The 12,847-nt window shown below is 66.7% G+C and carries 8 protein-coding genes and 1 tRNA gene; 4 read left to right on the top strand and 5 right to left on the bottom strand.

The window, feature by feature from the left end; all coding sequences use genetic code 11:
* Positions 1-15: 15 nt before the first annotated feature.
* Positions 16-2,793 (bottom strand): hybrid sensor histidine kinase/response regulator, encoded by a 2,778-nt coding sequence (locus QX010_RS02840; protein WP_316177474.1) that lies wholly within the window; start codon positions 2,791-2,793, stop codon positions 16-18.
* A 242-nt stretch (positions 2,794-3,035) separates the two neighbouring features.
* Positions 3,036-3,698, bottom strand: coding sequence for a histidine phosphotransferase ChpT (gene chpT, locus QX010_RS02835; protein WP_316177473.1), 663 nt, complete (start codon positions 3,696-3,698; stop codon positions 3,036-3,038).
* Between the two features lie 237 nt (positions 3,699-3,935).
* On the opposite strand from chpT, the gene cysQ reads away from it, so the two are divergent.
* On the top strand, positions 3,936-4,769 hold the full coding sequence (gene cysQ, locus QX010_RS02830) for a 3'(2'),5'-bisphosphate nucleotidase CysQ (protein WP_315803215.1): 834 nt from the start codon (positions 3,936-3,938) through the stop codon (positions 4,767-4,769).
* Positions 4,770-4,784: 15 nt separating this feature from the next.
* On the opposite strand, the gene QX010_RS02825 is transcribed toward cysQ, so the two are convergent.
* Positions 4,785-5,291 carry a YHS domain-containing (seleno)protein gene (locus QX010_RS02825; protein WP_315803214.1) on the bottom strand — a complete coding sequence of 169 codons (507 nt, stop codon included), beginning with the start codon at positions 5,289-5,291 and terminating at the stop codon, positions 4,785-4,787.
* Positions 5,292-5,410: 119 nt separating this feature from the next.
* Between QX010_RS02825 and QX010_RS02820 the strand changes: the two genes are divergently transcribed.
* The 3 genes from QX010_RS02820 to QX010_RS02810 all read left to right on the top strand — a co-directional run bounded on the left by QX010_RS02820 (position 5,411) and on the right by QX010_RS02810 (position 7,790).
* Positions 5,411-6,055: a DUF1134 domain-containing protein gene (locus QX010_RS02820; protein WP_316177471.1), complete on the top strand. Its 645-nt coding sequence runs from the start codon at positions 5,411-5,413 to the stop codon at positions 6,053-6,055.
* A 132-nt stretch (positions 6,056-6,187) separates the two neighbouring features.
* The gene (locus QX010_RS02815) at positions 6,188-7,474 is read left to right on the top strand and encodes a hypothetical protein (protein WP_316177469.1); all 1,287 of its coding nucleotides are present in this window, start codon (positions 6,188-6,190) and stop codon (positions 7,472-7,474) included.
* A 241-nt stretch (positions 7,475-7,715) separates the two neighbouring features.
* Positions 7,716-7,790, top strand: a tRNA-Val gene (locus tag QX010_RS02810).
* A gap of 480 nt (positions 7,791-8,270) precedes the next feature.
* Here the strand turns inward: QX010_RS02810 and QX010_RS02805 are convergent.
* Complete coding sequence (locus QX010_RS02805; protein ID WP_316177467.1) at positions 8,271-9,593, bottom strand: MFS transporter; 1,323 nt, start codon at positions 9,591-9,593, stop codon at positions 8,271-8,273.
* Between the two features lie 3 nt (positions 9,594-9,596).
* Positions 9,597-12,845 carry a CusA/CzcA family heavy metal efflux RND transporter gene (locus QX010_RS02800; protein WP_316177466.1) on the bottom strand — a complete coding sequence of 1,083 codons (3,249 nt, stop codon included), beginning with the start codon at positions 12,843-12,845 and terminating at the stop codon, positions 9,597-9,599.
* Positions 12,846-12,847 lie beyond the last annotated feature (2 nt).

Genomic DNA, 12,847 nt, shown 5'->3' with positions numbered 1-12,847 from the left:
CCTGTCCGCTTGCTGTCACGCGGCCCGCCGGTTGGCTTCGGCGCGGGCCCGTTCCTCGATCTGTTCCTTCAGCGCCGCGATCAGGCCGGGCCGGTCGAACTTGGCGATGTAGTCGTAGAGCCCCGCCTGGCGGCCGCGCTCGATCGCCGCCGGCGACACCAGCGACGACACCGCGATGACCGGCATCTGGTTCAGGTTCTGGTCGGCGCGGATCGCCTCGGTGAACTCGAAGCCGTTCATCTCCGGCATCTCGATGTCGGTGACGACGATGTCGAAGCTGTGCCCGGAGCGCAGCGTGGCGAGGCCCTCGAGCGCCGAGGCCGCGGTGCGCACCTTGTAGCCGGCCGACTTCAACACCGGCGCCAGCATGTTGCGGAAGAACGGCGAGTCGTCGACCAGCAGCACCGACTGCGTCTGCGACTCGGTGGCCATCTCCTTGCGGATGAACCAGTCGGCGAACGCCATCGGCAGGAAGTGGCCGACGTCGATCACCTCGGTCGCCTGGCCCTTGATCACCGCCGAGCCGAGGATGCCGTCCTTGGCGCCGGAGACCTGGATGTTGAGCCGCTCCTCGACGATGTCGATGATCTCGTCGACCACGAGGCCCATCGCGCGGGTCTCGTCGGCGAACACCAGGATCGGCTGCGAGCCTGACGTCTGCACCGACACGCCTTCCATCTGCACCAAGGGCATCAGCTGGTCGCGGTACTGCACCATGTAGCGGCCGTTGGAGATCTCGATCTTGTCGGCCGCGATCTCCTCGAGCCGCGTGACCAGCGCCAGCGGCACCGCCTTGGGCTGCGCCGTCCCGGCCCGGAACACCAAGAGCGAGGTGAGCTGCTCGCCGCCGATGGCGTGATGCGCGGCGTGCTCGTCGGACACCGCCTGCGAGGCCGAGCCGGCGGCGCCGAGCGCTTTCGCAATGCCGTTCGGATCGATGATCATGATCACGGCGCCGTCGCCCAGGATCGTGTTGCCCGAGAACATGTCGATGTGACGCAGCTTGGTCGACATCGGCTTGACCACGATTTCCTCGGTGTGGAACACGCAGTCCACCACGATGCCGAAGGTCTGGTTGCCGACCTGCGTCACCACGATGAAGCCGTTCTCCGGATCGGTCGACGAGCCGTCGTCGATCTTCAGGAGCTTCTTCAGATGCATCAGCGGCAAGAGCTTGTTGCGCAGGCGCAAGACCGCAGTGTCCTTGATGCGCTCGATGCGGTGCTCGGAGTTGGCGCGCGCGCGCACCAGCTCGACGACCGACAGCTGCGGGATCGCGAAGCGGTCGCCGCCGGCTTCGACGATCAGCGCCGAGACGATCGCGAGCGTCAGCGGGATCTTGATGGTGACCGAGGTGCCCTCGCCGACCACCGACTTGATGTCGATGGTGCCGCCGATCTGGTCGATGTTGGTGCGCACCACGTCCATGCCGACGCCGCGGCCCGAGACCGAGGTGACGGCGGCCGCGGTCGAGAAGCCCGGCTCGAAGATGAACTTGTGGATCTGCGCTTCCGTCATCTTCTCGAGCTCGGCCTCGGTGACGAGGCCGTTCGCCAAGGCCTTGGCCTTGATGCGCTCGGTGTTGAGGCCGCGGCCGTTGTCGGCGATGCAGATGATGATATGGCCGCCTTCATGATAGGCGGAGAGCCGGATGGTGCCCTGCTCGGCCTTGCCGGCCGCGGCGCGCTCGGCCATCGTCTCCAGGCCGTGATCGGCGGAGTTGCGCACCATGTGGGTGAGCGGGTCCTTGATCAGGTCGAGCACCTGGCGGTCGAGCTCGGTGTCGGCGCCGTGCATCTCGAGCTCGATCTGCTTGCCGAGTTCGGTCGCGAGATCGCGGACGATGCGCGGCAGCTTCTGCCAGGCATTGCCGATCGGCTGCATGCGCGTCTTCATGACGCCCTCCTGCAGCTCGGCGGTGACGTTGGACAGCCGCTGCAGTGGCACCTTGAACTCGGTATCCTCGTTGCGGCGGGCGATCTCGAGCAGCTGGTTGCGCGTCAGCACCAGCTCGGAGACCATCGTCATCAGATGTTCGAGCGTGTCGACGTTGACGCGGATCGACTGGTTGGCGACCTTGTCGTTCTCGTGCACCTCGCCGTCGGCATTGGCCTTCGGCCGCGCCGCCTTCTTCGGCTCGGCCTTGGCCTCTGCTTCCGCCTTGGCAGGCCCGGCCTTGGCGACCGGCGCCGGGGCAGCGGGTTTGGGCTCAGGCGCCTTCTCATGCGCGGGCGGCATCTCGATCGCGGTCTCGCGGAAGGCGCGCTCCAGCTCGTCGAGCGACACCTCGCCCGGACGCAGCGGACGCTCCAGCGTCTGGTCGATCAGCGAGCCGTGCGTTACCGCGGGGGCTGGCGGCGGTGCGGGCGGCGCGGGCGCGAGCGGTGGCGCGGCCTCGCCGGCGGCCATGGCCGCCATGCCGCGCTCGACCATGGCTTCGAGCTCGCTGATGAGGTCGCGGTCCTCGCCCTCGGGCTCGGCCTCGTTGGCCTCGAGCTGTCCCAGGATGTCCTTGATGCGGTCGATGGTGGTGAGGATCAGCGTCACGGCCTCGCCGGTGACCGGCATGCCGTCGCGGAATTTGCCCATCAGGGTTTCGGCGGCATGCGCCAGCGCCTCGAGCCGCGGCAGGCCGAGGAAACCGCAGGTCCCCTTGATCGTGTGCACCAGCCGGAAGATGTTATCGAGGATCTTGGCGTTGTTCGGCTCCTGCTCGAACCGCACCAATTGATTGTCGACGGTATCCAGGCTCTCGCTGGTCTCCGTCAGGAACTCACGCAACAGGTCATCCATGAAACTGGCCTTCGCACGCAACGGAACGCGACATGACGCGCCCTTCAAACCGTGGCCAGTTTCGGTGCAAAGCGTTTAATATTAGTTGAGTAAGCGCAAATGAACGGACTCAACAAAGAGATAAGATGCATCCGGACGAATTCGGACACATCGGCAAGGCTTGATTAACCGTGGTGAACGGATTCTTGCGCCTGTCCCACGACAAGAGGTCGCAGCACCGGCGCGGCAGGACGTCCGCCCGATCAGGCCGCCTGCACGACCATCGCATTGCCGTCGGCGGCGAGCGTCACCTTGAGGCCGCAGGCATCGGCGAGCAGTCGGGTGTAGTAGGGCTGCACCGCGTGGGCATCGATGGTCGATTGCAGGTCGCCACCGAGCAGATTGACGATGTTCTGCGGCAGCCGGGCATTGAGGCCGGTGGCGGCGACGCGGAAGCTCATGGTCTCGCCATCGCCGATCGGGTCGACGGTCAGCATGCCGCCGCGCGGGATCGTCTGCTGCGCCACCACCATCATGTTGAGCAGCAGCTTGACCCGGTTCTTGGGCAATAGCAGCCGCGGCAGATTCCAGGTGATCGAGGTCTTGGCGTCCTCGATGTGGCCGCGCGCCATGGTCTGGGCGTCGCCGAGATCGATCTGCGCGCCCGCCGAGCCGGCCGCACCAAAGGCGAGGCGGCAGAATTGCAGCCGGGCCGACGCCGTCTTGGCGCTCTTGCGGATCAGCTCCAGCGCGAAGTCGCGATCCTCCGGCTTCGGATTGTCGTCGAGCACCTCGAGCCCGTTGACGATGGCGCCGACCGGACTAATCAGGTCGTGGCAGACCTTCGAGCAGAGCAGAGCGGCAAGTTCGAGCGTATCGGGAGCGGGAATCGGATTGGCGATCTCGGGAGAGGACGTGCCGGACATTCGATGTTCCTGAAATCCGCGAACCTGGGCGAATCATGCTTGCGTTAACGCTTGATACACTGCGAAAGCAGGGACCGCCACCGGACTGAACGCGGGACACGGGAAAGTACGTAGCGGTCTTCCCGGCAGCGGCGGCTCAACGACCATGCGAACGGCCGTACCCGGATGCGCCGGGCGCCAGAACAGGGATACGATGATGCAAGCTGCGTACGGACCGGCCGGAAGGAGCACCGCGCAATGACGACGGCACCGACTGCAGGAACCGTCGAGGTCGAGGCCGCCGCGGCGCTGATGGCACCCCTGACGGAGCTCGTCGTCGAGGCGGCCCACGCGATCCTCGCCGTCAACCGCCGCGCCATGGCCGTCACCGACAAATCCGACGGCTCGCCGGTCACCGAGGCCGATCTCGCCGCCGACCGGGTCATTGCCGAGGGGCTGGCCCGGCTGGCGCCGGCGATTCCCGCGCTGTCGGAGGAGCGGGTCGGAGCCAGCGCAGGACCGTTCAAGGGCAGCTTCTTCCTGATCGATCCGCTCGACGGCACCAAGGAGTTCGTCGCCGGGCGCGGCGAGTTCACGGTCAATCTGGCGCTGGTCACCGGCGGCAGCCCGCTGCTCGGCATCGTCTGCGCGCCGGCCATCGGCCAGATCTGGCGCGGGCTGGTCGGCCGTGGCGCCGAGCGGCTGTCGTTCACGGAGGCGGGTCTGGCGGCCGCCGAGCCGATCCGCACCCGGCCGATGCCGCCGCAAGGCGCGGCATGGGTCGCCGCGGTCAGCCGGTCGCATGGCGATGCCCGCACCGAAGCCTTCATTGCGGCGCGACCGGGCGCCGTGCGCCTGCCGCTCGGCTCGGCCGTGAAGTTCGGCCGGCTCGCCGAAGGTCTGGCCGACATCTATCCGCGGCTCGGCCCGACGTCGGAATGGGACGTGGCGGCAGGCCATGCCGTGGTCGTAGCCGCCGGCGGCACCGTCACCAGCGAGACCGGCGCGCCGTTGCGCTATGGCGAGCGCCCCGACGGCTTCATCGTGCCGTCCTTCATCGCCTGGGGCGACCCGGCTGCGGTGAAGGTGTGAGACAGCCCTGCCGCGCTATTGCGGCAGGTCGTCCTCGAGCGCCGGCCAACGGGCCTCCGCACGCGGCAGATAGCGGCCCGGGTCGGCCGCGAAAGCGTCGCGGCTCTCCTCACGGTTGAACAGGAACAGCCGTTCCTCGACCACGACGAAGAAGCGCGGGTTGCCGGCCACCGTCACGCCGCGAGCCACGTCGGTCGGGTCATAGCCGCCGAATTGCGGGCCGTAGACCTCCGGATGGGCCAGGAACGAGGCGCGATTGCCCTCGTTGCGAAACCGCCAGACCACCCCGCCCTGGGACGCCTCGAAATCCGGCAGCCCCGGCATGGCCTTGCCATCCACGAAATAGGAAACAGGATCGAAGCCGTCGATCGCCAGCCCGCTGAAGCGGTCGGAGATGATGCGCTGCGTCGTGGCCGCCGGCGCGCCGACCGGCGGCAGCGCGGCGAGCGTGATGGCGGCAATTACAAGGCGAAACAGCGACTTTGACCCGGTCTGGGGCGGTTGTTGCCGTTGTGCGGTCATAGTTGGTGCCGATAACATGGGAGTCGCAGGGGCATCGCCCCTCGCCCGACAATCGCCCGATGTGGTTGGCGTCAGGTTAAGGCGAGGCTCGGGCAGCCGATAGCAGGGGATTTCCATCGATGAGTTTCGCATCCCGCCTTGCCGCCACGACGCTCGCGGCCGTGCTGGCCATGACCGCGTCGGTCGCCGCGCAGCAGGCGCCCCCGCCTGCCGCGCCGCCCTACCAGGCCGCGCCGCCGTATCAGCAGCCCGCACCGCCGCCGCGCCCTGCGCCCAGCCCGGACAGCTTCAATCCGGACGAGCTGGTCAATGCCGGCCACCGCTTCTTCGGCAACGTCTCGCGTGGCCTCGCCTCGGTGATCGAGCGCGCCGTCAGCCAATGGGGCCTGCCGAACGGCTACATCCTGGGCGAGGAAGGCGCCGGTGCCTTCGTCGCAGGTCTCCGTTACGGCGAAGGCACGCTCTACACCAAGAACGCCGGCGACCTCCGCGTCTATTGGCAGGGCCCCTCGCTGGGCTTCGACTGGGGCGGCGACGGCGCCCGCACCATGACCTTGGTCTACAATCTGCCGGCCACCAGCGCGATCTATCAGCGCTTCGTCGGCATCGACGGCTCGGCCTACATCGTCGGCGGCTTCGGCATGACGGCGCTGACCGCCAACAACATCGTGCTGGTGCCGATCAGGTCCGGCATCGGCCTGCGGCTCGGCGCCAATGTCGGCTACCTCAAGTTCACGCCGAGCGCGACCTGGAACCCGTTCTGACGGCGCTGGCTGATACCGCCAGGACACGTTCTCCCGTGACGGATCAAGGTTAACACGGCATTGGGCTGGCAATGAATCAGCCCGCCGTGCATTGTGATTCCGTTAATCATTTCGGATCGGGAGTTGTGCGTCATGGTCGAGCCGATCATGTATTTTGCGATCGGTTTTCTGATCGCCATGCTCTGTGCCCTCATGGTCGTGCCGCTGGTGCACAATCGTGCGGTGCGGCTGACGACGCGACGGCTCGAGGCGGCGACGCCGCTGTCGATGGCCGAGATCCAGGCCGACAAGGACCAGCTGCGCGCGGAGTTCGCGATGTCGGCGCGGCGGTTGGAGATGAGCGTCGACGCGCTCAAGAACAAGGCCACCGGCCAGCTCGCCGACCTCGGCAAGAAGACCGACGCCATCAACCGCATGAAGATCGAGCTCGGCGAGAAGAACGCCGCGATCTTTGCGCTGGAGGCGCGCGAGAAGGCGCTCAAGGACCAGCTCCGCGCCACCGAGGAAGAATTCGCCGCCAAGACCGAGGCGCTGCGCGCCGCCGAGCAGGCGCTGAAGGAGAAGCAGGCCGAGCAGGTGCGCCTGACAGCCGAGCTCAACGACAAGGCGCTGCTCGCCGACAGCCGCCAGGTCGAACTGGTCTCGGTCAGGACCCAGGTCGAGGAGCTGCGCAGCCGCGTCTCCGACGCCGAGAAGGAATTCTCCGCGACCCAGGCCCGCCTCGCGCTGGAGCGCGACGAATCCGACACCGCGACCAAGGCGCTCAACGACGCCCGCGCGCGGGTCGAGAATCTCAGCCAGCGCGTCACCGAGCTCGACCGCCAGCTGATCGTCCAGGTCAAGGAAGCCGAGATGCTGGCGACGCGCGTCGCCGACCTCGAGGGCCGGCTGTCGACCCAGGGCAAGCTGCTCGCCGAGCGCGACTTCGAGAACAACCAGTTGCGCGAGGCCAACGTGGCCGCCGACCGCGCCTTGAAGGAGCTGCGCGAGGAGCTGGCCGGCATGGGCAGCGGCAAGTCGGCCGCGTTCGAGCGGCTCAAATCCGAGAAGGCCGCCCTCGAACAGCAGCTCCAGGCCGCCCGCGACGAGCGCACCAAGCTGCAGCGCGAGATGAACGCCATCCAGCAGCAGGCCGAGAGCACCTGGGCCCAGGAGCGGATGGAGAACGCGCTGCTGCGCGAGCGCATCAACGACATCGCCGCCGAGGTCGCCAAGCTCGCGATGCAGATCGAGGGCCCGAACTCGACCATCGAGGCCATGCTGGCCGCCGAACCGGCCCCTGCCAAGCCCGCCAACGCCAATGGCGTCGCCGCGGCGCCGGCTGCCGCGGCCGGCGGTGCGCCCCAGGGCGGCACCCTGGCCGACCGCATCCGCGCGCTGCAGTCGCACGCCTCGCGGGCAAGGCAGATCGGGGCCTGAGAACGGGCCAGCGGGGCGCGGAGTGCGCGGCGGATCTGCCCCTCAGTTCAGCATGGAAGCCGGCACGCCATGGGGCCGGTTTCGGCCCCGATCGAGGACAGCCCGGCGCGCACCAGCAGTTTTCCTCGCCATCTCCGCCGCAAATCCTTGACACCCCCTGCCCGCGCTTCGTAAATCGCGGGCTCCGACGGACTGCTTCGGGCGCCTCGCTGGCTCACAGCCACGACCGCCACCGGCAACCGGGCGCATAGCTCAGCGGGAGAGCGTTCCCTTCACACGGGAGAGGTCCAAGGTTCGATCCCTTGTGCGCCCACCATTAAGCCAAACATTTCAACAGCTTAGAAGACCGTTTCCCTAACGATGTGCCCCAATTTGGCCGGGGCACAATCTGGGCACACGATAAATTTCAGCGATCGATTGTCGCGTTGCTCTCGACTCCCGAAAGCGCACCTGCTGGAAGGGTCGAGCAAAGACGCTCCGCTAGACCTTGAAGCTTGCGATTGGGGCCGCGGATGCAAGGAAGTTGTGGCCGTTCACATAGCTGGTTAGGAGAGGGTCTAGATCTTGGGCTTGGCTATAGAGCTCGCAGCTATCGTATCGGCGCAAGCAAGATCGAAACAGCAATGGAATGCCCAACGCCCTTGCAAGCGCGCCGAGTCACTCGAGAAGAACTCTATCAGATGGTCTGGGACAAACCACTCACCCGACTTACCGAGGAATTTGGCGTCACCGGCAGTTGGTCGAGTTGACTGGAGTGGCCGCACAGCTGTCCAGTTCCTGAGTTCGCCCCCCGAGGTCACGGCCACCTCGGATGCAGATCGTTGATGACCACGGGATGGGCGTGCGCGCCATTGTCGTCGCGGATATGGGGATGCTCGGTGGATAGATCCGGATGAACATGAGCCACCACGTCCAGATCCGCCGCCGGCCAGACTGTGGAGGCCAAGGCCGCACCGGCGAGCGTCAGGCTGGCGAGCGCGAACAACGTGGTCGTGAGTCCAGCCGTCGCGCCGAGCCAGCCGGCCAGCGGGTAGGTGATCAGCCAACAGACATGCGACAGTGCAAACTGAGCCGCAAACACCGCGGGCCTATCCGCCGCGGAAGCTGACCGGCGCAGCAGGCGACCGGACGGCGTCAGCACCGCCGAGTAGCCAACGCCCAGCAGCGTCCATGTCGCCAGCACAGCGTATTTGAGAGGTTCGTTCGCCGGCCGCGACCAAAAAGCCACCGTAAAGACGATGAGCACCCCAGCCAGCATCGCCGCGGACACGAGCATAATTCTCCGGTCCGGAAGCCGATCGAGCAGACGCGGCAGCAGCAGCGCAGCGATCATCGAGCCGCCGCCAAAGCACGCCAGCGCAAGGGCCACGTCGCCGTCGCCGCCCGCCATCATTCCCTTGACCAGGACGACGGTGTTCACGAACACCATCGATCCTGCGGCAGCTACGGAGAGGTTCAGCGCCAGCAGGCCGCGCAGGCGCGGCGTGCCGAGATAGATGCGCATCCCGCGGGTCGTATCGTCATAGAAGCCGCGCGCTTGCCGCGCTGGCGGCTGCGGAATGCTGACAGACACCACGAGTGCCGCAGAGCAGAAGAAACCGATCACCGTTCCCAGGAACAGCCAATTGAAGGTGACGAGCGTGAGCAGCGCGGCCGCCAGCGTAGGGCTCAGCAGGCTCTCCAAATCGTAGGCGAGGCGCGACAGCGACAGGGCACGGGTATAGGCATGCTCGTCCGGCAGCACATCTGGAATGGTCGCCTGGAACGTCGGCGTAAACGCCGCCGAGGCCGACTGCAGAACGAAGATGAGCAGGTAGACCTGCCAGACCCGATCGATGAAGGGCAGCGCGACGGCGACGGCCGCCCGGGTGACATCCATCGAGACCAGGAAGGCGCGACGCGGCAATCGGCCCGCGAGGCCGCCGACCACCGGCGCAACCATCACGTAGGCGATCATCTTGATGGCGAGCGCGGTGCCCAGCACGGCACCGGCGTTCTCCCCGGCGATGCGGAAGGCCAGAAGTCCCAGCGCGACCGTCATCAGGCCGGTCCCGACCAGCGCGATCACCTGCGCGGCGAACAGATGACGATAGGTACGGTCGGCAAGGACGGACAGCATCCCCTACTCCGCGGCGCGGCCATGGATGAATGACGGGCTCGCCTGGGCACTCGGCAGGCGAGAGCGTGGCACGGCGAAGCGCGCATACAGTGCGGGCAGGACCACGAGCGTGAGAAGAGTGGCCGACAGCAGACCGCCGATCACCACGGTCGCGAGCGGCTTCTGCACCTCAGCGCCGGTCCCGGTGGCAAGCGCCATCGGGACGAACCCGAACGAGGCGACGAGCGCGGTCATCGCGACGGGACGAAAGCGGGTCAACGCCCCCTCGACAATGCCGGCGCGCGGTTCCGCGCCCTCCGCGATCAGCTTGCGGATCTGCGTCAGCATCACGAGGCCGTTGAGCACCGCGACGCCTGACAGGGCGATGAAGCCGACCGCGGCCGAGATCGAGAACGGCATCCCCCGCAGCCAGAGCGCCGCGATGCCGCCGCTCAACGCCAGCGGTACGGCGCTGAACACGAGCAGCGCATCCCGCGCCGACCCCAGCGCGCCGAACAGCAGCATGTAGATCAGGACGAACACGGCCGGCACCACGAGCGCCAGGCGCTGACGCGCTACTGCGAAATTCTCGAACTGGCCGCCCCATGCCAGATAGCTGCCGGGCGGGAGCCGCACCTGGTCGCCGACCTTGGCCTGCGCTTCCGCCACGAGCGATCCGATGTCACGGCCGCGGACTTCGGCGGTGGCCACGACCCGCCGTTTGCCGTTCTCGCGGCTGATCTGATTGTAGCCGGTGGTCTGCTCGAACGACGCGATCGTCCGCAGAGGGACCGAGGCGGTCGGCGCATCAGGATTCGCGCGGGGCAGCGGCACCGGAAGTTCCTCCAGTGTCGGGATGTCGTTGCGCGCAGCATCGGAAAGCCGCACGACGATCCGGAAGCGGCGGTCGCCCTCGAACACGAGGCCGGCATCCGTGCCGCCGATGGCGGTCTGCACGAGATCCTGGACAGTTCCTAGACTGAGGCCGCGCCTGGCGATCTCAGCCTTGTCGATCTTGATGTCGAGGAAGGGCAGACCCGACGTCTCTTCCACCTTCACGCTCTCCGCGCCGTCGATCTTCCGAACCACATCGGCGATCTGAGCCGCGGTTCTCTGCATTTCGGAGAAGTCTTCACCGAACACTTTGACCGCGAGATCCTCGCGAACGCCGGCGATCAGCTCGTTGAAGCGCATCTCGATCGGCTGCGAGAAGCCGACCTTGTTGCCTGGAAGCTTGACGGCCACTGCCTCGATCTTCTTGATCAGGTCCTCCTTGGTCGCCGACGGATCGGGCCACTCATCCTGCGCCTTGACGATGATGTATGTATCGGATGCGCTGGGCGGCATGGGATCGGCGGCGAGATCCGGTGTTCCCGTACGCGAGAATACGAACGCGACCTCGGGCAATTTGCTGATCTGCCGTTCGATCAGAAGCTGCATCGCCTGTGATTGCGCCAGCGCCGTGCTGGGGACGCGCTTGACCTCCATCACGATGTTCTTTTCGTCCAGCGTCGGCGTGAACTCCTGTCCCAGCCGCGTGAAGAGCAGCACCGCGCCGGCGAACAGCAGCGCAGCCGCTGCGATCACCGGCAGGGGTCTTGCGACCGCGCCCGAAAGCACGGGCGCGTAGAGACGCTTGAGCGAGCGGACGATGACGTTCTCACCTTCCTTGACCGCACCGCCGATCGTGATCGCCACAGCCGCCGGGACGAAGGTCAGCGAGACGATGAAGGCGAAAGCCAGGGCGATCATCACGGTCAGCGCCATCGGCTCGAACGTCTTGCCTTCGACGCCCGTGAACGCGAGCAAGGGCGTATAGACCAGGATGATGATGAGCTGGCCGTAGACCGAAGGCCGGATCATCTCCGACGTCGAGGTCTTGACGGTCTCCAGACGCTCTTGCAGCGACAACACACGGCCGATCTCGCGTTGGCGCTCCGCGAGATGCCGCAGGCTGTTCTCCGCGATGATGACCGCTCCATCGACGATGAGACCGAAATCGAGGGCGCCCAGGCTCATCAGGTTCGCGCTGATGCGCCCCTGCAGCATCCCGGTAGCGGTCATCAGCATCGTGATCGGGATGACGCACGCGGTCACGAGCGCCGCGCGGAAGTTGCCGAGCAGCAGGAAGAGCACGGCGATCACCAGCAGCGCGCCCTCGGCCAGATTCTTGCTGACCGTAAAAATCGTCGCGTCGACCAGCTCGGTGCGGTTGAGAACGGTCCGGGCGAAGATGCCGGGGGGCAGCGTCCTGCTGATCTGTTTGATCTTTGAATCGGCCGCCGCGGCAACGGTGCGGCTGTTGCCGCCGATCAGCATCAAGGCCGTGCCGAGCACGACCTCGCGTCCGTTGATGCTCGCACTGCCGGTCCGCAATTCCTTTCCGATCGAGACATCAGCCAGATCCCTGACGCGCACGGGAACGCCGCCGCGCGTCGTGACCACAACTTGTTCGATGTCTTCGAGATTCTCGACCCGGCCGGCGGCTCGGACGACATAGCCTTCGCCGTTCTGCTCGATGTAATTGGCGCCCCGGCTGGCGTTGTTCGCCTCGATCGCGTCGACGACCTGCTTGAACGACAGACCGTAGCCGATCAGCTTCGCCGGATCCGGCTGCACCTGAAACTGTTTGACGAAGCCGCCGATGGCGTCGGCACCGGCGACGCCGGGAACGGTCTTCATCTGCGGGCGCACGATCCAGTCCTGCACGGTTCGCAGGTAGACCGTGCGCTGGAAATCGTCCGTCAGCCGCTCGCCTTCCGGCGTGAGATAGCTGCCGTCGGTCTGCCAGCCAGGCGCTCCGTCCCGGACCGGCGCAGACGCGCCAGGCTTCTCGTACTCGACCGACCACCAGTAGATCTCGCCGAGCCCGGTCGAGACCGGCCCCATCCGGACGTCGACTCCGGGCGGCAGACTCGATTTGGCCTCGTTGATGCGCTCCGTCACCAGCTGACGCGCGAAATAGATGTTGGTGCGGTCGGCAAACACCGCCGTGATCTGCGCGAAGCCATTGCGGGAGAACGACCGGGTCGCCTCCAGCCCGGGCATGCCGGCCAGCGCCGTCTCCAACGCGACCGTCACCTGCTTCTCGATCTCGACCGGGGTCAGCGCCGGCGCGACGGCATTGATCTGGACCTGCACGTTGGTGACGTCAGGCACGGCATCGATCGGCAGCCGTGCGAGCGACCAGAATCCGGTCGCTGCGGCGACGAGCGCCACGAACAGCACCAGCCATCGGCGATCAACGGAGAACGCGACGATACGTTCGATCATGC

The organism is Bradyrhizobium sp. SZCCHNRI1009 (genome assembly GCF_032487575.1).
Taxonomy (GTDB): domain Bacteria; phylum Pseudomonadota; class Alphaproteobacteria; order Rhizobiales; family Xanthobacteraceae; genus Bradyrhizobium.
Note: the sequence above shows the minus strand (reverse complement) of the source record. Positions and strands in the feature narration are given on the sequence as shown.